Genomic DNA, 25,797 nt, shown 5'->3' with positions numbered 1-25,797 from the left:
GAAAACGCTTTATAAAACCGAAACTATCTATGCAATTTTCTTCACACTCTGCAAATTACTTCATGCTATTTATTTCAATGTTATATTTTTCAATTTTATAATATAAGTTTCTCACCGATACATTCAGTGTTTTAGCAGTAGCCGTCTTATTACCATTATTCTGCTCTAAAACTTTTTGAATTATATTTTTTTCATACTTTTCAACCTGGGTTGCAAGATCTTCATCGACTTGAAACGGAAGTTCGGCTGCGTTGACCATGGGCTTGGCCGTATTTTCTAATTGAGGTAAATGCTTTCCATCAATTTGAACTTCATTGTAGTTCATGAAGATGATGGCTCTTCCCAACACATTTTCAAGCTCCCTTACATTCCCGGGCCAATGATAATTCATCAGCTTATCCATGGCCGAAGCCGTCACTCCCTCGACGTTCCTTCCGTAATCCTGATTGATCTTTGTAATCAGGGTTTCCGTAATCAGTGGTATATCGGATTTACGCTGCCTTAACGGAGGAATTTGAATCGGCATCCGGTTGAGGCGATAATACAAATCTTCCCTGAAGGATCCATCGGCTATTCCCTTTTCAAGATTTACGTTCGTAGCGGCAATGACCCTGACATTGATTTGAATCGATTTCGTCCCTCCGACCCTCACAATTTCATTTTCCTGCAGGACCCTTAATAATTTCGCTTGTGTATTGGCACTCAGTTCCCCTATTTCATCAAGGAAGATACTTCCATTATTTGCTTCTTCAAACAATCCGCGTTTCCCGCCACGCTTTGCACCGGAAAAGGCGCCTTCTTCATACCCGAATAATTCGCTTTCCAACAGGTTCTCCGATAATGCGGCACAGTTGACCCTGAGGAATTTATTGAATTTACGGTCACTCGCATTATGTATGGCATGGGCAAATAATTCCTTCCCGGTCCCCGATTCTCCGCGGAGCAGGACGGTAGCAGGTGTTTTCGCGCCTAGTTTCGCTTGCTCTATGGCGATCATCATTTCCTCTGAGTCACCAATGATATCCTCGAACATATACTTCGCTTCAAGGGTTCGGATGATCCTCCTCGCCCGGTCCAATTCCTGGGTGAGAGATTGTATTTCCGACATGTCATGAATGACGCCGACACTCCCCTTAAGCTTATTGTTTACAATGATTGGGGCAACATTCACGATGACTTCTTTACGGTTGGGTCCTACCCTCATCCTCGTGCCACGGATCGCTCTCCGTGTTTGCAGCACTTTCAAATGGATACTCTCCCCTTCAGAGATATCCGCCGTCGCAGGCTTACCGATCACTTCCTCCCGGGAAAGTCCCGTGATCCTCGTGTAAGCAGGGTTGATCATAATTCCCTTACCCTCTTCATCGACAACTGAAATCGCATCATCACTGGAATGGATGATAGCTTCCAGCATCGTCTGGATCTCTTTGAGGTTGGTGATTTCCTCTGCCAGATTCACTACTTCTGTGATATCTTTAAACACTGAAAAGGCACCGATGATTTCATCTTGCTCCGTGATCATTGGGATCCGGTTGGAGATGATCTTCAATCCGTTTCCAAGGATGACTTCCTGATTGATTTCTGTCCGTCTTGTTTCAATGGTTCTGGTCAGCCTGCTCTCAGGTATCACTTCAGAAATATGAAGGCCCATCACTTCTTCCTGGTGTTTGCCGATCATTCTCTCTGCACTTTTATTAAACAGCATGACAATGCCTTGATCATCGATTCCGACCATGCCATCATCAGTTGAATTAAAGATAAGGTCCCTTTTAAAGGACTCGCTCGTCAATTGATGGATAAGATCCTCTTTTTCTTCGAGGAGCTTTGAAATAAGGAAAGCCACACTCCCAGGGATGAGAACCGTATTCTTTCCACGGTGATCCCTAATTTGTTCAAACACTTCCTGTTCACCCGTTACCTCGATGACGATGTCTACGGAGTCACTGAGGAATGGTCGCCAATCTGTACCGACAGGGATGCCAAGTTCCTTTGAGAGCTTAATGCCTGAAGCGTTTTCATTTACATCTACAACAGCGATCACTTTCATGACGGAAACCTCGTGGAGGATCTGCAGGATGGCTGTTCCACCCTTACCACCGCCGACAATTAGAACCTCTTGCAACTTTCTTCACCCCGACACCTGCAATTTTTTTCACACCCATAATGTTACACTACTTTTCGAAACTTGACAATTCTCTGCTTGGAGTTAGAATTTTAGTATGGAAACGAAAAGGAGTTATGCATCTCATGGTCCGTCTTATTGCACTGATAATCATGTTGGTCCCCGGAGCATTCGCAGCTCTCGGGATTAAGTTGATGAGAGATATGTTATTCGGGATCCTGCAGCCTCCGATCCCTTATCTTTGGCTTCAATTCATGATCGGGTTAGTCTTTTTTGTTTGCGGTCTGGGCTTCATTGCAGGTTTCGTCCTGCATCGTGACCGAAAACGCAATAAGGTTCAGTCCCGATTCAACAAGAAAGGCTAGCGCTATGTATGCGCTAGCCTTTCTTGTTTTCCCTCAGATTCCATGCTTTTTCAGGATAATCCGTTACAAATGCAGTACAGCCCAGATTCAGTAACCTTTCCATTTGATCCACCTTATTCACCGTGTAAGGTCTGACACCAATACCGTTATTCATCGCTTCGATGATCATCTCATCCCTTATCGCTTTCAAGTTGGGGTGTATCGCTTTCGCCCTTATTGACTGGGCATAAATCCAGGGCATGAATAAGCGTGATGAGTAAAGTGGCGCGATTTCAACGGCGGGCTCCAAACGGTAACAGGCCACAATCGAATAATGATTAAAAGAAGAGATGATAATCCGATCCTCGTATCCAAACTCCTTGATCAGTCCGATCACCTTCTCTTCCAGGCCTTGATAATCCATGATACTGTTTTTCAACTCGATATTACAAAGAAGGTCATTTCCCTTTAGCCACTGAAAGACCTCCCTCAATGACGGAACGCGATTTTTCTTGAATAGTTTACTTTTGAATTTGAAATTCGCCTGGAGCTTTTGAATTTCTTTTAACGTATAATCTTTGACGAACCCTTTTCCATTGGTCGTCCTGTCGACGGTTTCATCATGTATGACGACCATTTCTCCGTCTTTTGTCAGCTGAACATCCAATTCAATCCCGTCAGCCCTCACTCGCTCCGCTTCATAGAAAGCTTCCATAGTATTTTCCGGATGGGTACCCGCAGATCCACGATGAGCAAAAATCAGCGTCATGAGTTCACTTCCTTTGCTTTTCTATATGTAGATTGACTTCATTATATACTTATTTGCACCTTCCTCAAAGAATGTACCCTTTAACGCCTATCATCAAAAAAACCCTGAGGGACTCAGGGTTTTTCGCGTTTTATGGCGCCATTTAATTAGAACCAGCGGCAGCGGCATCTGCGACGGTTGTCCATTTCTCCGGCTACATCGTTATCCCTGCAACGGCGAACGGCTCTGCAGAAATCTTCTCCTCTGATATAAGCTCTGACAGGCACTCTGAAGTTGTTGTCGGAAGCTCCTGCCACATCATTGTTTCTGCAACGGTCATAGGATCCTCCTACATCGTTATTATCACGGTAGTATCCCATAATCTCACCTCCCCCTATTTCGTTTTTGCACTACACTTTATCTTATGACGCAGGGGACAGGCTGTAAGGGCGAACCACCATTTTTGAATAAAAGAGGCGATTGTAATAGGGTGTGATGTGGCTTTGGAAAGACAAAGAGCTGAAAATCTGCAAACAAAAACCCCCTGACCCGAATAATCAGAGGGATGGTCATGTAAAATTCAATTTGGAAAGTGATTGTATTATTATTCCTTACTCTTTCAAGAAGCCATATGCTCCAGGCGCAGTTTATCCGCTACCATTGCAATGAATTCACTGTTTGTTGGTTTTGCCTTAGACATGCTGACTGTGTATCCGAATAAAGAAGAAATGGAATCAATATTCCCTCTGCTCCAGGCCACTTCGATGGCATGACGGATCGCGCGTTCCACACGTGATGCGGTCGTATTGTATTTCTTAGCAATATCCGGGTAAAGGACCTTTGTGATGGACCCGAGTAACTCGATATCGTTATACACCATAGAAATGGCTTCACGTAAATATAAGTATCCTTTAATATGTGCCGGCACGCCGATTTCGTGGATGATGCTGGTGATGCTTGCATCCAAGTTCCTTGGTTTTTGTTCTGTATTCATTCTGGATGAGGAAGGTTTTTTGATGATTGAGTTTGATTTACCGCTGACTTGTCTGATATGACTCACTAGGTTTTCCATATCGAATGGCTTTAAAATAAAATAAGAAGCTCCAAGGTCGACAGCTTTCTTCGTCACATCTTCCTGACCAAAGGCCGTAAGCATGATGACGTTTGGAATTCCCTTCTTTTCACGAAGTCGTTCAAGCACCGCCAGCCCGTCCAGGTGAGGCATGATGATATCCAAAACCAGGACATCCGGATCGACTTCCTCCAATAAATCTAAACAATCTTGACCATTATGGGCAATCCCTACTACTTCCATATCATTTTGCGAAGCAATATAGTCCTCCAATAAAGACGTCAGCTCACGGTTATCATCCACAACACATACTTTTATCGATTTCACTACAGGTTTCCTCCTCAATCCTAATTAATTCATCTCTGTAATTTTATTCTAAATTACTTTTTCGACAATGCAACCTAAATTCCTTTTATTTTTGAAAAAAACTTGAAAATTATTATATTTTCTTCGATTTTCTAACGATTTCTTTATATTTCGACCCTATTCGATATTCACGATTCGTTTTGTCGAATATTCTTTATTTTATCAAGGATCAACTCTCTTTGGCAAACGGATGTAAAAAGAACTACAAAAAAAAGAACCCTTATAAGTACCTGGTTTCGGTACTTTCGTAAGGGTTTTCCACTTTCAGCTTGCCCGGTTATGATCTTTTTTATAAATATCGATTCCTGCTTCACTCAGCATCCATTCAATGTGGACCCCATATCCACTGGTTGGGTCATTGACAAACACATGGGTGACAGCCCCGATGACCTTCCCATTTTGAATGATGGGACTTCCGCTCATCCCCTGTACGATTCCACCTGTTTTCTTGAGCAACTCAGGATCCGTCACTTTCAAGACCATCCCTTTTGTTGCGGGATACTTCTGAGGGATGGTACTGACGATTTCAATATCGTACATTTCAACTTCTTTCCCATCCACAACGGTCAAAATTTGTGCCGGTCCTTCTTTCACTTGATGAGACAGAGCGATTGGCATCGGCTTATCCATCAAGTCGTTTTCAATGGACTGATTCAATTCACCAAAAATCCCAAAAGGACTGTTACGCTTAATGTTACCGATGACATTCCGGTCAGACGAAAAGCGGGCCAGTTTCTCTCCTGGTTTTCCATCCGTCCCTTTTTGAATCGAAGTGACTTCAGAATTCACGATCTCCCCGTTTTCAACAACGATCGGTTTCTTCGTATCCATATCTGAAATCACATGGCCGAGGGCTCCGTATTTCTTCGACTTTGGATCATAAAATGTCATCGTCCCGATCCCTGCCGCCGAATCACGGATATACAGGCCTAGTTTATAGTTTTTGTCCCCTTTTTCCTTCAAAGGAAGCAATTGTGTCTTCACGGTCTTTTGATCCCGCTTGATGACGACGTCAAGAGATTTCGCTTCTTCTCCTGCCTTCTGTACAAAAGGAGCAACATCGGCAAGTTCTTCAATCTTCGTTCCATTAATTTCAGTAATCATGTCGCCAACCTGAATCCCGGCTTTTTCGCCGGGTGACATCTTCCCACCATCGGTTTCCACCAGATGATGTCCAACTACTAACACCCCGACAGTATTTAATTTTACTCCGATGGATTGTCCACCGGGAATCACTTTAAAATCTTTCAGTACTTCTACATCGACCTTTTTGATGGGCAGGCCGGCAAGCTCGAAGACCACTTCGTCCTTACCTACAGAGCTTCCCTGGATGGAGAGCTGGCCTTTCCCTTCTTCCAATTGAACATGCTCATTATGCGACGAACCCAAGGTCGTGACGGATGCAGCCTTAGGGAGAGCAACTTGATCCCCTTCCATCATCCTTACAGAGTTCGGAGTATTGACAAATTGTTGAACCGGTTTGTAAAAACCAATAAGACAAAGCGAAACAAGGAGAATTCCACCTATACATTTCCTTACCCAATCTAAACTCAATATATTCACTCTCCTCGCTTCTAATCCACAAACACTTACTATTGGCTACAGTTTTAATTTTGCCTTTAAAAGCCACATTTATAACTGGTAATCATGAAAAAAAAGCTACCCGAATTGGATAGCTTTTCATGTCTCTTTAATGGAACCGGCCAGTTGCAGTAATTCCTTTGCATGCTCAAGCGTCAGATCGGTTATTTCCACTCCTGAAATCATACGTGAAATTTCCCTGATCTTCTCTTTTTCCTGAAGACGCTTCACCATGGTGCTCGTCCTGCCTCCTGACATTTTTTTCGAAATGAACAAATGACAATCGGCCATGGCTGCCACCTGAGGCAAGTGAGAGATGCACATCACTTGTGAATGGACGGCAACCTGGTAGATCTTTTCAGCAATGGCCTGGGCGACCCTGCCGCTCACACCTGTATCAACCTCATCAAAAATGATTGATGTAATCCCTTGATGCTTTGAGAAAATGGTTTTAAGGGCAAGCATGATCCGTGACAGTTCCCCACCTGATGCCACCTTCGATAACGGCTTCAACGGCTCTCCAGGATTTGTGGAAATATAAAACTCAACCGTATCCCAACCATCCTTCTTGAAATCATGAAACGAAAAGGATTCGTTTTCCCCGCTTTTCACAAACCTGACTTCGAATTTCGTCTTATCCATATACAGCTGCTTTAACTGTTCGTGGATACTGGCGGTCAATTTCTTCGCCCACATTTTCCTAGTATCCGATAGGTTTTTCGCCTCGAGGGACAGATCTTTTTCAAGTGACTGTAATTTACTTTGTAATTGTTCAACATGGGAATCCTTATTCATGATCGTTTCGATTTCTTCTTCGATCTTAGAACTATAGGCAAGAATCTCTTCTACCGATGATCCATATTTTCTCTTAAGACCATTGATTTCATTCAATCTTGCCTCAATCAGGTCCAGGCGATTCGGCTCGAATTCAAGCATATCCAATCCACCCCTGACTTGATGTGCGGCATCTTCAAGGATATAATACGCATTCGATACGGATTCAAGCGTCTTTGCATACTGAGAATCGACTTCTGCAGCGGTTTCAAGATGGCTCATAGCGAGTCCTGCCCAGTCCATCCCCTTTCTTTCGCCTTGTATGCTGTCATACGAGGTTTGAAGCGCTTCGAATAGCTTTTCAAAGTTCATCAGTTTCCGCTTCTCTTCCTGCAACTCTTCATCTTCATTAAGCTGAAGATTCGCATCTTGAATCTCTTTCAGCTGAAATTGAATCAGATCCAGGCGATGAGCCATCTCCTGTTCATTATCATTCAATCTGTTCAGCTGCTTATAGATGGATAGATACTCTTTGTATACTTGTCCATAACTGGATAATCCGGATGCTATATCCTTCCCTCCGAATTGGTCCAATAAGGAAAGATGAAGGCTTTCATTCATGAGTTCCTGATGTTCGTGCTGCCCGTGGATGTCAATAAGGGATGCCCCGACTTCCCTCATGATGGCGATCGTCACCAGCTTCCCATTAATTCTGCAAACACTTTTCCCCGTGCTCGAGATATCCCTTCTGAGGACGATCATACCTTCCTCGATCTCGATCCCGAAGTCTGCCGCTTTCTGAAAGCAGGGATGTGTTTCATTATCAAGAATAAATAACCCTTCAATTTCAGCCTTCTTCTCCCCATGCCGTACATACTCAGAGGAGCCTCTGCCGCCAACCAGTAAATGAATGGCATCGATGATGATCGACTTACCCGCACCCGTTTCACCTGATAATACAGTCAATCCTTCTTCAAACGAAAGGGAAAGGGAATCGATAATGGCGAAATTTTTGATTGATAGTTCTTGTAGCAAAACATTCACCTCAAATAAAAAGGAACTTTCCCCTCAAAATTATGAAAAAGAAAAGCTTCCTATTGGATTTTGTATGAAGGGCTGACCATTAGCCCCGTGATATTGATCGTTTACAGCATATCTAAAAATCGTTCTGAAACGACTTTCGTTTCTTCTTCCGTCCGGCAAATGATCAAACAGGTATCATCCCCGCAAATGGTCCCGAGAATCTCTTCCCAGTCCAGATTATCGATTAATGCCCCGATGGCATTAGCATTTCCGGGTAACGTTTTCATCACCAGCATATGCCCTGCCTGATCCACCTTCACGAACGCATCCGTCAGTGTACGCTTCAACTTCTGAAGTGGATTAAAGCGCTGATCTGCCGGCAAGCTGTATTTGTATCTGCCATCCATCAGCGGAACCTTCACAAGGTGGAGCTCCTTGATGTCCCTGGATACGGTTGCCTGCGTCACATTAAACCCTGCATTCTTCAGGCCTTCCACCAGCTCATCCTGCGTCTCCACATCTCTATTCGTAATGATTTCCCTGATTTTAATATGTCTTTGCCCTTTGTTCATCATAGAACATACACCTCTTACATTTGATTAAAGCCTGTATAAATATACCTCTACGCTTATGTTAGCCTATTTCGTTGGGAAGTACAATAAAAAAGAAAAGCGGAGGCGGCTTGGTCAGGCCCGACAAGCATATGGCGAGTAACCCAGAAAGGCGCTCTTTGCCTTTTTGGGTTACTCGCCATATGACCTCGAGGGACTAGCCGCCGGAGCTGGACAAAAGAAAAGCGGAGGCGGCTTGGTCTCCATGAAAAAAGCCACTCTCCTAAGAAGAGTGACCCTGTCATTACTGCTGTGTTTTTGCCTTGAATTGACTGTGCGCTTCATCGATCACGTCATCCGGTGTGGTGGTAAGGAGGGACTCCCCTTCACCCTCTTGCCCCGGCCATCTCAGATGAATGAGGAATTCTATATTCCCATCTCCGCCTGTAATGGGGGAATAAGAAAGACCTGCTATATGATAGCCTTCTTTACTAGCTAATGTCATGATTTTTTCGATGACCATTTTGTGTACGGCAGGATCCCTTACGATTCCTTTTTTCCCGACCTGATCCTTACCCGCTTCGAATTGCGGCTTGATTAAAGCGACACAATCCCCTCCAGGTACCAATAGGGTTTTCAGGACAGGCAATATCAATGAAAGGGAAATGAAGGAGACATCGATGGAAGCAAAGCTTGGCATCTCCCCTTGAAGATCCTCCGGGGTCACGTATCGGAAGTTCGTCCGTTCCATCACCACGACCCGTTCATCCTGTCTTAGCTTCCAGGCTAATTGGTTGTATCCTACATCAAGGGCATAGGACATTTTTGCGCCATTCTGGAGGGCGCAATCCGTGAAGCCGCCAGTGGAAGCACCGATATCGATCATCACTTTACCGTCCACATCCACATCGAAGACCTTTAGAGCCTTCTCAAGCTTCAAACCGCCACGGCTCACATAAGGAATCACTTTCCCTTTCATTGTAAGGGGGATATCTTCACTTACTTTTTCCCCGGGCTTATCCAATCTCACTTCATTGGAATAAACAAGACCCGCCATGACAGCCCGCTTCGCTTTTTCTCTTGTATCAATCAATCCACGTTCTACCAGAAGTACATCTACTCGTTGTTTTTTTACTTTCATCATTAAGCCCTTTTTTGTTTTTTTGGTGTGATCGTTAAAATGCGATCCACTATGTTTTCTTTTGTCATACCGATTTCATTCAATAATTCCTTCACACTGCCATGCTCGATGAAGTAATCAGGAATACCGATACGGTCGATCACGGCGTCATGGAAGCCCTGTTCCTGAGCGAATTCAAGAACACCACTTCCGAAACCGCCTTGAAGAACCGCTTCTTCGATCGTCAGCACAGGCATTTCTTCTTCCAGGATCCTTTTCAGCATGATCTCATCCATCGGTTTGATGAAACGTGCGTTTACAACCCGGACCGAAAGTCCTTGTTTTTCAAGGTCTGCTGCCGCTTCCATGGCCATCGGGATCGTCGTTCCGAAAGTCAGGATCGCTGCATCTGTTCCCTGTTTCAATATTTCCCACGTTCCAATCGGGATCGTTGTAAGTTCCCCGTCCATCGGTACTCCATACCCGTTACCGCGTGGATAACGCAGAGCGATCGGACCGTCATTATATTGAAGTGCCGTATTGACAAGGTGCTGCCCTTCATTCTCATCTTTCGGCATCATGATCACCATATTCGGTAAATGTCTTAAAAAGGCGATATCGAATACCCCTTGATGGGTTTCCCCGTCAGCTCCGACCAATCCGGCACGGTCGATCCCGATGAAGACGTTTAAGTTTTGGCGGCAAATATCGTGAACCACCTGATCGTACGCCCGTTGCAGGAAGGTAGAGTATATGGCTAAGAACGGCTTCATATCCTGCGTGGCAAGACCTGCAGCGACCGTTGTGGCATGCTGCTCGGCAATCCCAACGTCGAACATCCGATCAGGAAATTCCTCCGCAAATCCGAGAAGTTTGGAGCCGACCGGCATTGCCGGAGTAATGGCGACAATCCGTTCGTCCTCACGGGCAACCCTTCGGACCGTCTCACTCACAAGGCCACTCCATGAAGGAGGCGCATTCACGGGCTTGATCAGATCCCCGGTATCGATCTTGTAAGGTCCGGTACCGTGCCAGGTTCCTTCTTTGTCCGACTCTGCAGGTTGAAACCCTTTTCCTTTTTTGGTGATCACGTGTAAAAGGACGGGCCCTTTCGTTTTCTTGGCATATTGAATATTTTCAGCAAGATCATTATAATCATGTCCATCGATCGGTCCAAGGTATGTAAAACCAAGCTCCTCAAAGAACATTCCGGAAACGAATAAATACTTCAAGCTGTCCTTCACCCGTTCTGCTGTACTGGCTAATTTGCCGCCGACAGCAGGGATACGCTTAAGGATATATTCCATTTCATCCTTCACCCAGTTGTATTTGCCGGCTGTACGCAAACGGCCAAGTACACTGTGAAGGGCCCCAACATTCGGAGCGATGGACATTTCATTGTCGTTCAGTACAACGATCATGTCCTTCTTTTCATGACCGATGTGATTGAGTGCTTCAAGTGCCATTCCACCAGTCAAGGCACCATCACCGATCACCGGGATAATATATGAATCTTCTTTCTTGACGTCCCTCGCGATCGCCATACCCATGGCTGCCGATAATGAAGTGGAACTATGACCGGTTTCCCATACATCATGCTCACTTTCATTCCGTTTCGGGAAACCGCATAACCCCTTATATTGACGGAGGGTGTCAAACTGACAGGCCCTGCCGGTTAATATCTTATGGACATACGATTGGTGACCAACATCCCAAAGGATTTTATCTTTTGGACTAGAGAAATGCTTATGAAGGGCAACGGTTAATTCGACCACCCCTAAGTTTGGACCAATATGACCGCCGGTTTTGGAAAGATTCTTGATCAGGAATTGGCGAATCTCTTGGCTGAGCTCTTCTAGTTGTTCATTCGACATGCTCTTTAGAAAAGAAGGCTCCTTTATTGATAATAGATCCATGGGGTCCACTCACTTTCATCACTAAATATTTTGTTTCTCACGTTTAAAACCTTTTTTCTTGTTTTTATCTTTTTTGTCTTTTTTATCTTTGATCAGGACGATATGAAATCGGTCTTCAAGAAATTGTAGAACTTTACCAACTCTAAATATTATATCCTTAGAATAGGTGATAGCAAACGTTTTTCCAAGCGCTTTGCCTCCGACTGTCAAGGAAGCGATGATACTTGTCAGGGTTACGCTTACGATATACTCTTTCAAGGACCCTCCCTCGAGGTGAAAGGAAACCGCCAGTTGTACCAATACAATGGCTGATGCGGTCCCGCTTATGATCCCTGAAATATCACCGATCACATCGTTACAGAAGCTTGCGAATCGATCTGCGTTCCGTACAATCTTGATTGAATATTTCGCTCCGTATACCTTTTTGGCCGCCATGGCGTGAAAAGGGGTTTCATCAGCTGCCGTTGAAGCGATTCCCAGCATATCAAAAAAGATCCCGATGAAGACGATGATCAACACGACTACGAGCCCTGTAAACCATGCGACCCCATTTAAAACCATATTGGACGTAACTGAAAAAATAGCCGCTAACACAAATGTGATAACGGCAATGCTGACACTCCATTTTATTGAGTTTTTCATCGTTTCATTCATTATCGTTTAAACACACCGTTTCTACTGTGTAAATAGTTTGGTTATATGTAATTGGGGGGTCATATAAAGAGTAAAAATTGCAGCTTAGGTCCAGTAGGTTTTCCCAATCAGGTACCGGATGTTGCCATACCGGCGGTTTCCCATTAAACCCGACTTAGCCGCGTCACCACAAGCTAGACTGGATTACCACTTAGTCCGCACTATAATCCTCTTTATATGTCCGAATATGAACAGTCTAGGAGTTTTCCTCAACAGTCCTTAACACAATCCTTAGCCTCTTTTGCAAAGAGGATTTCATATGGGCGAAAAAGCACATATCAATGGCCAACTGATGTGTACCCTGTAACCATAATCCCCTCTCTCTTCACTCAAGGCAGGCTACGCTGCTAGTGAATCATCACATCGCAGGTTCATACTTTGTTCTTATTGCATATGCTTTAAAGCCAGCATAAGAAACAAAGCCTCCGCGGCTCGCGGGTCAACGCCCACATGCCATTGTGGATCGCCCTCAAGCCTTACTCCCAGATATGACCCAAAGCTGGGCGCCTCAAGCCAATTCCAGGAACTTCATCGATGTGCCCTTTAGTGGATTTTTAGGCCCACCTTCAGGATTGGTGGACTGACTAGAATACTGCACCACCCCAAAATTTATTCTAATCGTATTATAACATATGTTAAATCACTAGCTCAAATATAGAATGTATTAATGATTCCGGGAAACGATCAAACGGGCAATTTCTGCCAGCAGACCGGAGTCCACCGGCATAGATGTAAGGGCTGTCAGCGCCTCGTCCAGATGAAATTGAAGCTTCTCCTTCGCACCTTTCATGGATAAAAGGCTCGGATACGTACTCTTATGTTTCGATTCGTCGCTCCCCACCGGTTTACCAATCATTTCTTCAGATCCTTCAATGTCGAGGATATCATCCTGAATTTGGAACGCGAGACCAATGTGGTATGAAAACCGTTCAAGCAGCTCAAGTTCATTCTCTGACGCACCTGAAATGATCCCGCCGGCCAATACGCTGAATATGAGTAACTTCCCTGTTTTATGAACGTGAATGTTTTCAAGCTCCTGTACAGTTAACCGCTTATTCTCCCCTTCGATATCGGCAACCTGTCCGCCGACCATCCCTTCTGGACCGGCACACCGTGCGAGAAGTGCGATGAGCTTCACCTTTTGGTCAGTGGTTAAGGCTGTATCTTCTGCAATGAGCTGAAAGCTATATGTCAGCAGACCATCGCCTGCAAGAATCGCCGCTGCCTCCCCGAACATTTTATGATTGGTCGGCTTGCCTCGCCTTAAATCGTCATCATCCATGGAAGGAAGGTCGTCATGGATCAAAGAATATGTATGGATCATTTCAAGGGCGGACGCTGTATTGAGTCCCAGCCTCGTGTCTTGATTGAACGTCCGGATCACTGCCAGCAGGAGGATGGGACGTATCCTTTTTCCACCTGCCTGCAGGGAATAAGTCATGGCCTCCTTTAATACAGAAGGGATCTTTAGGCCTTCTACGGCCTCAACCATATGTTTGGTGATCAGTTCCCCATGCTCCTGTTGAAACTCTTTCAATGTAATGGGAGGATACATGTATTATTCCCCCTCATCGAGATCAAAGGATTTTTCCCCTTCATCCGTCATCATTTTCGTTAATTGATTTTCTGCTTTTTGCAACGTATCATGACAATATTTTGAAAGGTCCATCCCTTTTTGATAGAATTCCAACGCCTTCTCGAGGGGAACTTCCCCTTCTTCTAATTTCTCCACGATTTCTTCCAACTGATCCATAGCTGTTTCAAATGATAATTCTTCTTTAGATTTTGCCATTTTGCTCACGCTCCTCAACGGATTCAACTTCACAATGTATTTTTCCATCTTTGACATTAATCTCGATGCGGTCGCCTTCCTTTACCTGCCGAGATGACTTTATCAGATCTCCTTCGTCACGGTAAACGAGGCTGTATCCCCTGTCCATGATCTTCAATGGACTGAGGGCATGTAAGGTGGACAGCGCTGAAGTGAAACGATGATTCTTTTCTTTCAACACTTGTTTGAATTGCTTCTCAAGCATGGTCTGCATAGATAATACCCGTTCATGCTGCACCTTGATGATCTGGGATGGATGAACACGCTCTAGCCTTGAATGAAGAACGGATAATCGATCCCGGTCTTGTTTCACATGCATACTTATATTTCTTTGCAGCTGATCGGTCAGCCGGTCGACGGCCTCGATCTTCTGCTGATAAAGATTTCTGGGATTTCTCAAAGCATACGATTTGGTTAATCCATTTAATCGGTTTCTTTCGCTTTGCAGCTTTGTTTTAAACGATTTAATCAGCCTTAATTTCCGATTCATGATCCTTTCCAATAGATCATCAATATGAGGAACAGCTAATTCCCCGGCAGCCGTCGGCGTAGGAGCCCTGAGATCTGCCACAAAATCGGCGATCGTGAAATCCGTCTCATGCCCCACGGCAGAAATGACGGGAACCTTTGACTCGACAATCGCTTTCGCCACTACTTCCTCGTTGAAAGCCCACAACTCTTCAATCGAACCTCCACCCCGGCCGATGATCAACACGTCGATATCCCCGTGCTCATTCACCTTCCTCATGGCGCCCGCAATTGAGCCTGCCGCTTGATCGCCCTGGACCAGAGCAGGATAGACGAGTATTTCTCCAATCGGATACCTCCGCTTGATCGTCGTGATGATATCACGGATCGCAGCACCCGTCGGGGAGGTGACAACGGCGATCCGCTTCGGAAACTTAGGGATCATCCGTTTGCGCTCAGGGTCAAAAAACCCAGCCTTCTCGAGCTTCTCCTTCAGCTGTTCATACGCTAAATAAAGCTCGCCGACTCCATCGGGCTGCATTTCTTTCACATAGATCTGATATTGCCCGCCTGACTCATACACGGAAATATCTCCTCGGATCAATACATTCATTCCATTTTCCGGCCTGAATTTCATTGACTGATTGTGACTCGAAAACATCACAGACAATATCCTTGCCTTTTCATCTTTCAGTGTAAAGTACATATGTCCGCTTGAGTGCCTTTTGAAGTTGGAAATTTCGCCCCGTACAAACAAGTTGGACAGATGCGGGTCCCTGTCGAATTTACGTTTTATGTATTTTGTCAGAGCTTGTACCGTTAAATAACGCGATTGATCAAGTTCCATGCTCACTGACTCCTTTGTCCCTTGCACCGAAATACATGCAGGAATACGGAAAGGGACCAGCGATTAGCCGTCCCTTTCCTTTTATGTTACGTATATTGTACTATTTTTTAACCGTTTTGGCGATTCCGGAGAGCCCATTCGGCAGATTTCACCGTGTTGTAGAGAAGCATGGTGATGGTCATCGGGCCGACTCCACCGGGAACAGGGGTGATTTTCCCTGCTTTTTCCTTTACTTCCTCAAAGTTCACGTCTCCGCACAGCTTGCCATCTTCGTTACGGTTCATGCCTACATCGATGATGACAGCCCCGGGTTTGATGTCTTCTGCCCCGATCAGATTCGCTTTCCCTACGGCAGAAACGATAATATCCGCCTGTTGTGTGTAGGAAGACATATTCGGGGTTTTGGAATGGCAGTACGTCACGGTGGCATTCCGGTTCAGGAATAAGTGACCTGCCGGCTTTCCGACAATGTTACTTCGCCCTAATATGACGACGTGTTTTCCTTCTACCGAGATGTTTTCATATTCAAGCATTTTCATGATCCCAAGCGGCGTGCAGGAATAGAAAGTATCTTGATTCGTCACCATTTTCCCGATGGAAACCGGATGAAAGCCGTCCACATCCTTCGATGGAGAAATCGTCTCAATCACGGTAATCGGGTTGATATGTTCCGGCAGTGGTAGTTGAACGAGAATTCCATGGATATGATCCTGTTCATTCAATTCTCTGATTTTCCCAAGCAGCTCTTCTTGTGTAAGAGTGGATTCATATACATAAAGCTCTGAATGGATCCCAAGATTACTGCAAGCCTTCCTCTTCATTTTCACATACGAATGGGAGGCATGGTTATCCCCCACCAGGATGACCGCCAGGCCAGGTACGACTTCCTGCTCCTTCAGCTGTTCAATCTGACTCTTTAATTGCTGCCGATAGTGATCTGCAATGAGCTTACCATCAATTATAGAAGCTGACATTCACTCGCCCCCTTACATTGTTAAGATTGACTTACCTTTGAAAGGACACCATTGATAAATTTACTGGATTGATCATCACCAAAGATCTTTGCTATTTCAACCGCTTCATTAATGACCACATTATTCGGAACGTCTTCTACAAACAGAAGCTCGTACACGCCTAGACGCAAAATATTACGATCGACTTTTGCCAGACGGTCAAATGACCATTTCTCCAGATTTTCACGGATATGGCCATCAATCCGTTCCTGATTCTCGATGAAGCCTAGAACGATCTGCTCAAGATACGCATCCATCTTCTCCTCTTCCTCCAACACGTTCCTTAACGCAACCTCCGGCTCAATCCCACTCATATCTATTTGAAATAACGCCTGTAAAGCCTTTTCACGGGCAACTCTTCTCTTCATCTTCTATTTACTCCTTTTAATCCATCAATTTTCATACCTTTGATAATAGCACAAACCAAGGGCATTACGCACGCGTATGTAAAAAAATCAATATTCTGAAAAGAAAAGCGGAGGCGGGTTGGTCAGGCCCGACAAGCATTTCTGGGAAATCCCTGAAGGCGTTCTTTGCCTTTGGGGATTTTTCAGAAATGACCTCGAGGGACTACCCGCCGGAGCTGGACAAGTAGAAATGCGGAGCCGACTGGGTTGGCCCGAAAAATTAAAAATCCAGCCGAAACCCACACAAATCCAGCCGTTCCAGGAAAAAATCCGGCCGATTCACGGAATAATCTAGCCATTTTACATATAATCCCATATCAGTTCAGTTCCCAGATACACCTCCACCAGGCACAAAAAAAGAACGGCCCCTAAAAAGGACCGTTCTTCCCCATTACATCTCGTCTTCAATTTCAGCTTCAAACTTTTGGTTTTCAAATTGAACGCCAACGATATGAACGTTCACTTCGTCTGCTTCGAGAGCAGTCATGTTAAGCAAGGCTTGACGGATGTTATCCTGGATTTTTTGAGCGACAGTCGGGATGGCTACACCGAATTTCATGATGCAGTATACATCCACGATGATTCCTTCTTCGGCCAGTTCCACTTTGACACCCTTACCGTGGTTTTTCTTTCCAAGACGCTCAACGACACCTGTTGCGAAGTTTCCGCGCATTTGAGATACGCCTTCGACTTCTGACGCGGCGATTCCTGCGATCACTTCAATCACTTCAGGTGCGATTTCAATTTTCCCAAGACCGTCTTTACCGTGAGACATTTGTAAAAGGTTTTGATTTTCCGCCATGTATGGCACCTCCTGAATTCACACTAGGATTTCATTACTTCATATTTTTCTAAGAATTTCGTATTGAATTCCCCACCTACAAAGGTTTCATGATCTAATAGTCTGAGGTGGAACGGGATGGTTGTGTGTATACCTTCAACCACAAATTCACTTAGAGCCCGCTTCATCCTTGAAATGGCTTCTTCACGTGTCGCTCCATAGGTAATCACTTTGGCAATCATGCTATCGTAATATGGAGGGATCATATAACCAGGATATGCGGCTGAGTCGACTCTTACGCCAATGCCGCCCGGTGGAAGATACATTTCGATCCGGCCCGCTGAAGGCATGAAATTCTTTTCTGGATTCTCGGCATTGATACGGCATTCAATGGCCCAGCCAGTGAACGTCACTTCTTCCTGTGTCAGGGAAAGCTTTTGTCCCGATGCCACGAGAATCTGTTCCTTAATCAAATCGACACCTGTTACTTGTTCCGTTACAGGATGTTCCACCTGGATACGCGTATTCATTTCCATAAAGTAGAATGATTGATTCACGTAATCATATATAAATTCTACCGTGCCGGCACCTGTATAATCAACCGCTTTGGCTGCTTTTACTGCTGCTTCCCCCATTTTAACACGATTCTCTTCTGTTAAAGCAGGCGACGGTGTTTCTTCAATCAATTTTTGAAGGCGGCGCTGAATCGTACAGTCCCGTTCACCAAGGTGGATCACGTTTCCGAAGTTATCGGCGAGCACTTGAATTTCCACGTGCCTGAAGTCCTCGATGAACTTCTCGATATATACACCCGGGTTTCCGAATGCAGTCATGGCTTCCTGTTGGGTGATCGTCACCCCTTTGATAAGCTCTTCCTGACTTTTCGCGACACGGATCCCTTTACCTCCGCCACCGGCAGTGGCTTTGATGATCACGGGATAACCCATGGATTCTGCAAGCTGAACTGCATCCTCTGCATCTTTCACAATGCCTTTTGAACCAGGGACAATCGGAACGCCTGCTTCCCTCATCGTTTCACGAGCCACATCTTTCGTCCCCATCTTGGAGATGGCTTCAGGAGAAGGACCGATGAAGATGATGTTGCAATCGCGGCACAACTCTGCAAAATCTGAGTTCTCTGCTAGAAATCCGTAACCCGGGTGGATCGCATCACAATCCGTCAGTTTTGCCACGCTGATGATATTTGTGAAATTCAGGTAGCTGTCTTTCGAAGCAGTTGGTCCGATGCAATAAGCTTCATCCGCTAATTGAACATGAAGTGCCTCTTTATCTGCTTCAGAATAAACGGCTACACTTTCAATGCCTAGATCTCGGCATGCACGAATGATACGTACAGCAATTTCTCCTCGATTGGCGATTAGTACCTTTTTTATCATATCTATATTCGCTCCTTATTCAGGTTTAACCAAGAATAACGGCTGACCATATTCCACTAATTGACCGTCTTTTACTAGTATTTCTACGATTTCGCCTTTTGCTTCGGCTTCGATTTCATTAAATAGTTTCATCGCTTCCACGATGCATACCACTGAGCTTTCATCGACTTTATCCCCGACTTTTACATATGGACCTGATTCAGGTGAAGAGGATTGGTAGAAGGTCCCGACCATCGGAGACGTGATTTTATGTAAGTTAGCATCCTCTGCGCCAGCTTGTGGAGCTTCTTTTTCCGGTTGTGCAGGAGCAGCAGCTTCCTGTACAGGTGCTTGTTGAACGGCTTGTGCAGCAGGTTTTACTTCTTCGACTGCTTGTACCACCGGCTGGGCCGATACGGTCACGCCATTATTTTTCTTTAGATTGATCTTAGAACCATCATGCTCGTATGTAAACTCTTCAACACTTGATTGATCTACGAGTTTGATTATTTCGCGAATTTCTTGAATTTTCAACACTGTTGACACCCCTCTTATAGTTTAAAAAATTATGACTAGCTACTAACATCATACGATAATACCTCGTATAAATTCAATATGCGATTCCTACCATCCTTTTAAAAGCGCATACAACCCTATCTCTATTCTAGACCTTTTTCGGAAAAAAATAAAATAATAGAAAAGGATTTTTCATTTATCTGACAAAATGGTGCAATAAGCAATTTCTGGATTAAACATAAATAAGCCGCCTAAAGGGTCTGCTTTAGGCGGCAACGTGGCCTGGATCCGTTTAGTTTGCCGGCTGGAATTCCACTGCGACCGGCTTCATTTGTCCCACTTCACTCATGACCAGTCGGATGATTTCATTGGCATCGGCTTTAGTGTGCTCTTTGTCTGATTTCACCGTGATCCGGATGTTTTCTCCGTTTGCTCTGACAAGGGCATCATCGTAACCCATTGTTTTGATCATCGTTTCAAGAACCGATTCCGTCATGGCCAGTTCACGAAGGTTTTCCATCTGCTCATAGGCTGCACTCTTTTCTTCTGCTGACACATCCGCGTTTGCTACCTTAGCCTCCAGCTCTTCACGAAGCTGATCACGCTGGTCTGTTACTTCAAGACGCAATGCTTCGAACATTTCATTTCCAGCGGCGTCCGTAACGACTTCCATGCCATTTCCTGACATTGTCTCTTTATCCCCACCTTTAGCCTGTTCCTTTGCATCCTTTTCCTGATAAGCCATATCTGTCGCTTGTTGTGTTGGTGACGTAATGTAGTAAACCGAAAGGACAATCACAAGACTCAACATCGTTAATAGCCATACCGTTTGTTTTTTCAGTAACATCTATCATTTCCCCCTTATTGTTTGGGCAGGACCGATACCCGGTGACTTGGAACATCAAGAGCGCGGGTGACGGCCTCTATAATCCATTTTTTGATTTGTATGTTATCGGCTCCCTTTGCTACTACAAGGACACCGGTGACTTTAGGTTTTTTTGTTTCTTTCACAATGGGAACTTCTTTATCCCCGTTATTTACAATGACGATTTCTTCTTCCCGGGATTTATCTTCGATCGACCGCTTTCCACCTTCTTTATCCTCTTCATCGGTGGATTGAATTTTTGTCGACTCATTTTTTTCATACACTTTGGATTCTGTTGCCTCCACATTCACGACGACATATACATCGCTAACACCGACAATTTGATCAAGGGCTTCTTTCAACTGATTTTCGTATCGATCTTCGTAATCCCTCATGGACCCATCCGATTCCTTTTGACCTGATCCGAATGTCGCCACTTCTTCAGGGGTACCTCCATCCACCTGCTTCGCAACCTCCACCCCTTGATCACCGCTCCACAGGTCGCTGATCAGCATGAAGGCCACTCCTATGAGAAGCACAACGAGAAAATAATGCAGCCTTTTACCTTTTTTCCCCCTTGGTGGAGAGTTCGCGTCTTCTTTTGACAACCATTCCTTCAGCAAATTCAGCGGACCTTTATTAAAGTTCATTACCTTCCCCAGTCCCCCCTTCAACTGTAATGATTATTTTGTCTTGTGTTAGATTCCATTGTTCGGCTAGTAAGGTGGCCAGTTGGGACGTATCTTCGTCGGATGTTTTCTTTCTCGTTTCAGATCCCGTATCGATCTCCACGTTCTGGACTGCTTCAATCGTGCTGTCTTTTTCACTTTCCTTTTCTTTCACAATCACTTTCACTCCTGTAATACTGTCGGGAAGATTTTCTACGTCATCAGCTTGTATGGTCACCTTCTCAATGACTTTGCCTTGCTCATCCATCATCTCCTTTTCTGCTTCTTGTTTCATTTGGACAGCCATCTGTTCTAAAATATATGCACGTTGTGAGGCTTGTATTTCTTTTTTCTTCATTTCTATTTCATTTTCCATCGATTTATTCTGAGAAGGACCATTTAAATCAATGGAATTCATCACCTCATCAAAATCCGTGGACATCAATTTAAAGAGTGGTGTAAGGATGATGGTGATCAATAATAAGCCGGTCACGATTTTGGCATATTTCTGCATGTTCGAGCTTGGAAGAAGCATGTCAATGACGGTGGCTAAGAGAACAAAGATGATGATATTTGTAATCCAATCGGTTAGAAATGACATGGCGGGACCCCCTTATCGCATCATCATCGTAATATTTCCCGCTGCAATGATGACGGTAAGACTTAAGAAAAACATAAAGGACACGATCGCCAGGGCCGCAAAGACATAAATCACACTCTTTGCGATTGTATCCAGGCATTCGATTACCGGCCCTCCCCCGAGAGGTTGAAGGAGAGCGGCCGCCAGTTTGTATATGAAGGCAATCATCAAGATCTTGATGGCCGGAAAGGCTGCAATGATCAGTACAATGGCGACACCCGCTATCCCCACCGTATTTTTCAGGAGGACAGATGCGCTGATCACGGTATCCGCTGCGTCCGTGAACATCCTGCCGATGACCGGGACAAAGTTGCCTGTCACAAATTTCGCTGTACGGATCGTTATGCCGTCCGTCACGGCTGCGGTGGCACCCTGTACGGATATCACCCCGAGAAAGACCGTCATGAACGCCCCTAACAGGCCGATGCTCCAAGTTCTCAATAATTGAGCGAGCTGAGTCACTTTATAATGACTGGAAAGAGTGCTCACAATGCTCAGAAGGGCGGATAAGAACAGGAGGGGCAGTACGACATTCTGAATGAGCAGACCGCTTGTATTCATCAGGAAGATGATGACCGGATGAAAGAAAGCTGCCGAAACCACGCCTCCTGAAGCGGCAATCAGGGCAAGGAGCAGCGGGATGAGCGCGATGATGAAATGGACCATGGTGGAGATCGCATCCCGGGTGTAGTCGATGGCCACGTGAAAACTATTCAGGGCGATGATGATCAGCACCATGAAAATGATGCTGTATGCCACCTTGCTGACGCTTCCCCCTTCGAAAGCATTCTGCAGGGACTGGAGAAACATGCTGAAGATCGTGAGCATGATCAGGGTCCCCAATAACTTTCCATTCATCACAAGCTCCTGAAAGGCAAATTTGAAGATACCGCTGAACCATGCCTTGAAGGAGAACTCTTTCTCGCCTTTCATGAAATCGATCAAACTGCCTTTTTGACTTTCGGGAAGATAGCCGCCGTATTGATCCACGATACTATTCCAGTATCCTGTCAATTCTTCAACCCCTAACCGGTCCAGCTGCGCATCGATCAATTCCTGCTGGATGTTTGTATCGGGAGGAGTCTGTTCATCCCCTTCTTCTGCTTGTCCACTTGAGGCTGTGATGAAAAAGATAACGAGTGCTGTGACGAGTATCCGGTATAATTGCAACATTCATTCCACCTCTTAACGTTTCGCTTATCCAGTCGGGATCATATTGATGATCGTTTCGATGATGACTGTCAGAATGGGAACAGCCATTGCCAATATTAAGATCTTTCCGGCAAGCTCCACTTTCGCTGCCAGGGCCCCCTGCCCGGCATCTTTCGTAATGTGTGAAGCGAATTCCGCTATGTAAGCGATGCCGATGATTTTCAGAATGGTTTCCACATACACCATGTTCACGTTTGCGTTTGCAGCAAGCTTTTCAATCATATGAATGATGGAATAAATTTGATCAATAAGAAATAAAAAAATCGTACAACCTGTGAACACAATGAGCAGGAAAGCAAAATTTGGTTTTTGTTCTTTCACAATCAAAGCGAGAAAAGTAGCAACCAGTGCAATACCTACAATCTGGATGATTTCAATCGCGGACGCCCCCTTATCCTTGATATAAGAAGACCGATTTTATCTTCTGGAACAAATCATCGACAATCGAAGCCACCATGAACAAGATGTAGATGAACCCGAATAATGTCACCCACTGGGCATATTCCTTCTTTCCTACCTGATCTAAAATCGTATGCAAAAAGGCGACGACAATCCCCACTCCGGCAATCTTGAAAATAATATCCACGTCAATTCCCATATTTATTTCCCTCCTGGTTTCTAAGCCTCATCCCGTATGCCGTCCGCAAGTCAGAGTAGTAGGATGATCAACAAAAGTCCTGATAGAAAACCTAAACTTTTTGTCATCTTTTCATATTTCTTCTGCTTTTCAACGGCTTCCGTTTCTTCCCTATCCAGATGTTTGAGAGCAAGCTGGATATGTTTTTGCTGAGTCATCATGTCGTGTCTGCCAAGGTTTTCTCCGAATTGCTTCAGGATTTCATACTCACCCGCTTTAAAGGCCGTTAACTTCCAGACATCGTTCAGGCTTTCTTCCCATGCTTTCTTCACTGAGATCTCCTGCTCTGTCAATTTCTTCGAGAACGATTCAAAAAACCAGGAAACAGGCTTTTGCAGTTGTTTGGAAATCTTTCTGGTCGCTTCGTGCAAAGGGGTATGACTATAGGTGATTTCAGCTTCCAATGACTGAAGGGCCAGCTTCAATAGCCGAAGCTGCCTTGGCCTTTCCGTCAAATATTTCGAAGCTTCGAACCCTGCCCAGGAAGTGGAAAGGAGAATAAATACAGCGCCAACAAGTTTTATCATTTACGTCACACTCACTTTTTTCAGAAGAGATTGTCCGTGTTCGTCCCACACCTCATGGACCTTACCCGGTTCATCCCCCCTCCTCAGTTCCACGAATCGTTCAATCGTCTGTAGATTCACAATATCCTTGATCACAGGTCTCTTCCTTACTTCGCTTAAAGAAGACCCATGCGTCGTCATGACAAGGGTAATACCGGCATTTACGGCTTCCTGAATCGCCTGACCGTCTTCCACCCGTCCGATTTCATCCACGATCAGGACATCCGGACTCATGGAACGGATCAGCATCATCATTCCTTCAGCTTTTGGACAGGCATCCAGCACGTCCACCCTCGGACCGAACATCAGCTGAGGGATGCCGTTCACGCAGCCGGCAATTTCTGATCGTTCATCAACGATTCCCACCTTGAATGGCGGGATATTTCTTTCAGGGACCCCCGTCGAAATCATCCTGGCCAGATCCCGTAACAGGGTCGTTTTGCCGGTCTGAGGGGAACCAATGAGCATCGTATGTTTCCAGCCGTCACTGTACACATATGGAAGGATGGACCGAGCTATGCCAAGCTTTTCCCTGGCAATCCGGATATTAAAAGAAGAGAGATTCCGAATCCCCTTCACAACTCCGCCCTCTAGTATCACCTTCCCGGCGAGCCCCACCCGATGCCCGCCTTCAATCGTGATATAGCCACGCTTCAATTCTTCTTCCAATGTATAAAATGAATGGCGGGATAATTTGTTAATGAGCTGTTCACTATCTTCTTCTGTGACCGTATAGGAAAGAAAGTATGGCTTCCCCCGTGCCGTTACCTCTAATACACGGTTGGTACGAACCCTGATTTCTTCTATCCGGTCAATCAGATCTTGTGGAAGGGACAGGACTTTATCAGATATAGTGCTGGGTAGAAAGGCTAGAACTTCTTGCATATGGAGACCTCCTAATCTTGTTCCACTTCGGGTGGAAGGATCTGGACCCTTCGTACATGCTTCCCGATAATACAATGTATTCTAGCGAATGGAGATTATGACAATAGAGTTGGGAGATTCGAGGTGGTCATTGGGAGTGGAACGGAAAAAGACAAAAAAAGCCTGAACGGGATTCATCCCGTTCAGGCTTTTGATATTTATTCTTTATCCCCGTGATACGTAAGATCCGTCCGTTGTGTTAATGATCAGTGTGTCCCCTTCGTTCACGAAGAATGGAACGTTTACCACTAAACCTGTTTCAACAGTAGCTGGCTTGGATCCACCGGAAGCCGTGTCACCTTTGATTCCCGGTTCTGTTTCCGTCACTTTTAATTCAACAGAGTTTGGAAGCTCGACACCAAGCGTTTCGGCTCCATACATCATAATGGATACTTCCATGTTTTCTTTTAAATATTTCAATTCATATTCGATGGAAGAAGCAGGAAGCTCGATTTGATCGTAGCTTTCGTTGTCCATGAATACATGCATGTCCCCATTGGCATACAGGTACTGCATTTTACGGTTGTCGATCTGTGCTTTTCCAACTTTTTCACCGGCACGGAACGTTTTTTCCTGGATGGCACCTGTGCGCAGGTTACGAAGTTTAGAGCGGACGAACGCGGCCCCCTTACCTGGTTTAACGTGTTGGAAATCGATTACCCGCCAAATTCCGTTGTCGACTTCAACGGTTAAACCTGTGCGAAAATCATTTACTGAAATCATGTTTATTCCTCCT

General features: G+C 45.0%; 28 protein-coding genes. 1 reads left to right on the top strand and 27 read right to left on the bottom strand.

All coding sequences use genetic code 11. The features are described from left to right. Positions 1 to 55: 55 nt before the first annotated feature. Positions 56 to 2,122: a sigma 54-interacting transcriptional regulator gene (locus BVI01S_RS06490; protein ID WP_061809686.1), complete on the bottom strand. Its 2,067-nt coding sequence runs from the start codon at positions 2,120 to 2,122 to the stop codon at positions 56 to 58. 125 nt (positions 2,123 to 2,247) lie between these two features. Between BVI01S_RS06490 and BVI01S_RS06485 the strand changes: the two genes are divergently transcribed. After that, the gene (locus BVI01S_RS06485) at positions 2,248 to 2,487 is read left to right on the top strand and encodes a DUF2627 domain-containing protein (protein WP_034758056.1); all 240 of its coding nucleotides are present in this window, start codon (positions 2,248 to 2,250) and stop codon (positions 2,485 to 2,487) included. 13 nt (positions 2,488 to 2,500) lie between these two features. Here BVI01S_RS06485 and BVI01S_RS06480 read toward each other — a convergent pair whose 3' ends face one another. The 26 genes from BVI01S_RS06480 to efp form a co-directional block, all read right to left on the bottom strand. Continuing rightward, positions 2,501 to 3,235, bottom strand: a complete 735-nt coding sequence (locus BVI01S_RS06480; RefSeq protein WP_034758053.1) for a glycerophosphodiester phosphodiesterase — start codon at positions 3,233 to 3,235, stop codon at positions 2,501 to 2,503. Positions 3,236 to 3,381: 146 nt separating this feature from the next. Then, a complete protein-coding gene (locus BVI01S_RS22140) occupies positions 3,382 to 3,594 on the bottom strand; it encodes a hypothetical protein (protein ID WP_079531702.1) in 213 nt (70 codons plus the stop codon). A gap of 239 nt (positions 3,595 to 3,833) precedes the next feature. Then, positions 3,834 to 4,613 carry a sporulation transcription factor Spo0A gene (gene spo0A, locus BVI01S_RS06475; RefSeq protein WP_034758050.1) on the bottom strand — a complete coding sequence of 260 codons (780 nt, stop codon included), beginning with the start codon at positions 4,611 to 4,613 and terminating at the stop codon, positions 3,834 to 3,836. A 303-nt stretch (positions 4,614 to 4,916) separates the two neighbouring features. Beyond that, entirely contained in the window at positions 4,917 to 6,206 is a 1,290-nt protein-coding gene (gene spoIVB, locus BVI01S_RS06470; RefSeq protein ID WP_061809685.1) for a SpoIVB peptidase, read from the bottom strand. Between the two features lie 126 nt (positions 6,207 to 6,332). Beyond that, positions 6,333 to 8,042 carry a DNA repair protein RecN gene (gene recN / locus BVI01S_RS06465; protein WP_061809684.1) on the bottom strand — a complete coding sequence of 570 codons (1,710 nt, stop codon included), beginning with the start codon at positions 8,040 to 8,042 and terminating at the stop codon, positions 6,333 to 6,335. A 110-nt stretch (positions 8,043 to 8,152) separates the two neighbouring features. After that, positions 8,153 to 8,602 (bottom strand): transcriptional regulator AhrC/ArgR, encoded by a 450-nt coding sequence (ahrC, locus tag BVI01S_RS06460; protein WP_034760580.1) that lies wholly within the window; start codon positions 8,600 to 8,602, stop codon positions 8,153 to 8,155. Between the two features lie 283 nt (positions 8,603 to 8,885). Beyond that, positions 8,886 to 9,722 (bottom strand): TlyA family RNA methyltransferase, encoded by an 837-nt coding sequence (locus BVI01S_RS06455; RefSeq protein WP_061809683.1) that lies wholly within the window; start codon positions 9,720 to 9,722, stop codon positions 8,886 to 8,888. Positions 9,723 to 9,724: 2 nt separating this feature from the next. Continuing rightward, complete coding sequence (dxs, locus tag BVI01S_RS06450) at positions 9,725 to 11,617, bottom strand: 1-deoxy-D-xylulose-5-phosphate synthase (RefSeq protein ID WP_034758039.1); 1,893 nt, start codon at positions 11,615 to 11,617, stop codon at positions 9,725 to 9,727. A gap of 21 nt (positions 11,618 to 11,638) precedes the next feature. Further along, complete coding sequence (locus BVI01S_RS06445) at positions 11,639 to 12,271, bottom strand: hypothetical protein (protein WP_061809682.1); 633 nt, start codon at positions 12,269 to 12,271, stop codon at positions 11,639 to 11,641. Positions 12,272 to 12,974: 703 nt separating this feature from the next. Next, on the bottom strand, positions 12,975 to 13,865 hold the full coding sequence (locus tag BVI01S_RS06440) for a polyprenyl synthetase family protein (protein ID WP_061809681.1): 891 nt from the start codon (positions 13,863 to 13,865) through the stop codon (positions 12,975 to 12,977). A gap of 3 nt (positions 13,866 to 13,868) precedes the next feature. Further along, a complete protein-coding gene (gene xseB, locus BVI01S_RS06435) occupies positions 13,869 to 14,102 on the bottom strand; it encodes an exodeoxyribonuclease VII small subunit (protein ID WP_061809680.1) in 234 nt (77 codons plus the stop codon). Beyond that, positions 14,089 to 15,456, bottom strand: coding sequence for an exodeoxyribonuclease VII large subunit (xseA, locus tag BVI01S_RS06430; protein WP_061809679.1), 1,368 nt, complete (start codon positions 15,454 to 15,456; stop codon positions 14,089 to 14,091). The genes xseB and xseA overlap by 14 nt, the downstream gene beginning before the upstream one ends. Positions 15,457 to 15,563: 107 nt before the next feature. Further along, on the bottom strand, positions 15,564 to 16,430 hold the full coding sequence (gene folD / locus BVI01S_RS06425) for a bifunctional methylenetetrahydrofolate dehydrogenase/methenyltetrahydrofolate cyclohydrolase FolD (protein WP_061809678.1): 867 nt from the start codon (positions 16,428 to 16,430) through the stop codon (positions 15,564 to 15,566). 20 nt (positions 16,431 to 16,450) lie between these two features. Further along, positions 16,451 to 16,837 (bottom strand): transcription antitermination factor NusB, encoded by a 387-nt coding sequence (gene nusB / locus BVI01S_RS06420; RefSeq protein WP_034758029.1) that lies wholly within the window; start codon positions 16,835 to 16,837, stop codon positions 16,451 to 16,453. 430 nt (positions 16,838 to 17,267) lie between these two features. Then, entirely contained in the window at positions 17,268 to 17,678 is a 411-nt protein-coding gene (locus BVI01S_RS06410) for an Asp23/Gls24 family envelope stress response protein (protein WP_034758025.1), read from the bottom strand. A gap of 23 nt (positions 17,679 to 17,701) precedes the next feature. Beyond that, on the bottom strand, positions 17,702 to 19,054 hold the full coding sequence (gene accC, locus BVI01S_RS06405) for an acetyl-CoA carboxylase biotin carboxylase subunit (RefSeq protein ID WP_034758023.1): 1,353 nt from the start codon (positions 19,052 to 19,054) through the stop codon (positions 17,702 to 17,704). A 15-nt stretch (positions 19,055 to 19,069) separates the two neighbouring features. Further along, entirely contained in the window at positions 19,070 to 19,570 is a 501-nt protein-coding gene (gene accB / locus BVI01S_RS06400; RefSeq protein ID WP_061809676.1) for an acetyl-CoA carboxylase biotin carboxyl carrier protein, read from the bottom strand. A 271-nt stretch (positions 19,571 to 19,841) separates the two neighbouring features. Next, the gene (locus BVI01S_RS06395; protein WP_034758017.1) at positions 19,842 to 20,396 is read right to left on the bottom strand and encodes a SpoIIIAH-like family protein; all 555 of its coding nucleotides are present in this window, start codon (positions 20,394 to 20,396) and stop codon (positions 19,842 to 19,844) included. Positions 20,397 to 20,410: 14 nt separating this feature from the next. Beyond that, a complete protein-coding gene (gene spoIIIAG / locus BVI01S_RS06390) occupies positions 20,411 to 21,064 on the bottom strand; it encodes a stage III sporulation protein AG (protein WP_061809675.1) in 654 nt (217 codons plus the stop codon). Next, positions 21,054 to 21,683, bottom strand: a complete 630-nt coding sequence (gene spoIIIAF, locus BVI01S_RS06385; protein ID WP_061809674.1) for a stage III sporulation protein AF — start codon at positions 21,681 to 21,683, stop codon at positions 21,054 to 21,056. The genes spoIIIAG and spoIIIAF overlap by 11 nt, the downstream gene beginning before the upstream one ends. Before the next feature lie 12 nt (positions 21,684 to 21,695). Continuing rightward, on the bottom strand, positions 21,696 to 22,895 hold the full coding sequence (gene spoIIIAE, locus BVI01S_RS06380) for a stage III sporulation protein AE (protein WP_034758010.1): 1,200 nt from the start codon (positions 22,893 to 22,895) through the stop codon (positions 21,696 to 21,698). Between the two features lie 24 nt (positions 22,896 to 22,919). Then, positions 22,920 to 23,312 (bottom strand): stage III sporulation protein AD, encoded by a 393-nt coding sequence (gene spoIIIAD, locus BVI01S_RS06375; protein WP_094075148.1) that lies wholly within the window; start codon positions 23,310 to 23,312, stop codon positions 22,920 to 22,922. A 13-nt stretch (positions 23,313 to 23,325) separates the two neighbouring features. Further along, the gene (spoIIIAC, locus tag BVI01S_RS06370) at positions 23,326 to 23,532 is read right to left on the bottom strand and encodes a stage III sporulation protein AC (RefSeq protein ID WP_034758004.1); all 207 of its coding nucleotides are present in this window, start codon (positions 23,530 to 23,532) and stop codon (positions 23,326 to 23,328) included. Between the two features lie 50 nt (positions 23,533 to 23,582). Further along, positions 23,583 to 24,098 (bottom strand): stage III sporulation protein SpoIIIAB, encoded by a 516-nt coding sequence (gene spoIIIAB, locus BVI01S_RS06365; RefSeq protein ID WP_061809673.1) that lies wholly within the window; start codon positions 24,096 to 24,098, stop codon positions 23,583 to 23,585. Further along, positions 24,099 to 25,022: a stage III sporulation protein AA gene (spoIIIAA, locus tag BVI01S_RS06360; RefSeq protein WP_061809672.1), complete on the bottom strand. Its 924-nt coding sequence runs from the start codon at positions 25,020 to 25,022 to the stop codon at positions 24,099 to 24,101. Between the two features lie 204 nt (positions 25,023 to 25,226). Further along, entirely contained in the window at positions 25,227 to 25,784 is a 558-nt protein-coding gene (efp, locus tag BVI01S_RS06355; protein ID WP_060672204.1) for an elongation factor P, read from the bottom strand. Positions 25,785 to 25,797 lie beyond the last annotated feature (13 nt).

The organism is Rossellomorea vietnamensis NBRC 101237 (genome assembly GCF_001591825.1).
GTDB classification, from domain to species: domain Bacteria; phylum Bacillota; class Bacilli; order Bacillales; family Bacillaceae_B; genus Rossellomorea; species Rossellomorea vietnamensis.
This window is presented reverse-complemented; position numbering and strand designations above follow the sequence as displayed.

What these genes read in the sequence shown, in the direction of transcription:
- BVI01S_RS06410 (WP_034758025.1), bottom strand. Translation starts at nt 17,678, where the DNA reads ATGGCGGAAAATCAAAACCTTTTACAAATGTCTCACGGTAAAGACGGT.
- spoIIIAE (WP_034758010.1), bottom strand. Translation starts at nt 22,895, where the DNA reads ATGTTGCAATTATACCGGATACTCGTCACAGCACTCGTTATCTTTTTC.
- nusB (WP_034758029.1), bottom strand. Translation starts at nt 16,837, where the DNA reads ATGAAGAGAAGAGTTGCCCGTGAAAAGGCTTTACAGGCGTTATTTCAA.
- folD (WP_061809678.1), bottom strand. Translation starts at nt 16,430, where the DNA reads ATGTCAGCTTCTATAATTGATGGTAAGCTCATTGCAGATCACTATCGG.
- spoIIIAB (WP_061809673.1), bottom strand. Translation starts at nt 24,098, where the DNA reads ATGATAAAACTTGTTGGCGCTGTATTTATTCTCCTTTCCACTTCCTGG.
- spoIIIAA (WP_061809672.1), bottom strand. Translation starts at nt 25,022, where the DNA reads ATGCAAGAAGTTCTAGCCTTTCTACCCAGCACTATATCTGATAAAGTC.
- BVI01S_RS22140 (WP_079531702.1), bottom strand. Translation starts at nt 3,594, where the DNA reads ATGGGATACTACCGTGATAATAACGATGTAGGAGGATCCTATGACCGT.
- BVI01S_RS06485 (WP_034758056.1), top strand. Translation starts at nt 2,248, where the DNA reads ATGGTCCGTCTTATTGCACTGATAATCATGTTGGTCCCCGGAGCATTC.
- BVI01S_RS06440 (WP_061809681.1), bottom strand. Translation starts at nt 13,865, where the DNA reads ATGTATCCTCCCATTACATTGAAAGAGTTTCAACAGGAGCATGGGGAA.
- BVI01S_RS06395 (WP_034758017.1), bottom strand. Translation starts at nt 20,396, where the DNA reads ATGTTACTGAAAAAACAAACGGTATGGCTATTAACGATGTTGAGTCTT.
- BVI01S_RS06455 (WP_061809683.1), bottom strand. Translation starts at nt 9,722, where the DNA reads ATGAAAGTAAAAAAACAACGAGTAGATGTACTTCTGGTAGAACGTGGA.
- dxs (WP_034758039.1), bottom strand. Translation starts at nt 11,617, where the DNA reads ATGGATCTATTATCAATAAAGGAGCCTTCTTTTCTAAAGAGCATGTCG.
- spoIIIAF (WP_061809674.1), bottom strand. Translation starts at nt 21,683, where the DNA reads ATGTCATTTCTAACCGATTGGATTACAAATATCATCATCTTTGTTCTC.
- ahrC (WP_034760580.1), bottom strand. Translation starts at nt 8,602, where the DNA reads ATGAACAAAGGGCAAAGACATATTAAAATCAGGGAAATCATTACGAAT.
- BVI01S_RS06480 (WP_034758053.1), bottom strand. Translation starts at nt 3,235, where the DNA reads ATGACGCTGATTTTTGCTCATCGTGGATCTGCGGGTACCCATCCGGAA.
- xseB (WP_061809680.1), bottom strand. Translation starts at nt 14,102, where the DNA reads ATGGCAAAATCTAAAGAAGAATTATCATTTGAAACAGCTATGGATCAG.
- accC (WP_034758023.1), bottom strand. Translation starts at nt 19,054, where the DNA reads ATGATAAAAAAGGTACTAATCGCCAATCGAGGAGAAATTGCTGTACGT.
- spoIIIAC (WP_034758004.1), bottom strand. Translation starts at nt 23,532, where the DNA reads ATGGGAATTGACGTGGATATTATTTTCAAGATTGCCGGAGTGGGGATT.
- xseA (WP_061809679.1), bottom strand. Translation starts at nt 15,456, where the DNA reads ATGGAACTTGATCAATCGCGTTATTTAACGGTACAAGCTCTGACAAAA.
- BVI01S_RS06445 (WP_061809682.1), bottom strand. Translation starts at nt 12,271, where the DNA reads ATGAATGAAACGATGAAAAACTCAATAAAATGGAGTGTCAGCATTGCC.
- efp (WP_060672204.1), bottom strand. Translation starts at nt 25,784, where the DNA reads ATGATTTCAGTAAATGATTTTCGCACAGGTTTAACCGTTGAAGTCGAC.
- spoIIIAG (WP_061809675.1), bottom strand. Translation starts at nt 21,064, where the DNA reads ATGAACTTTAATAAAGGTCCGCTGAATTTGCTGAAGGAATGGTTGTCA.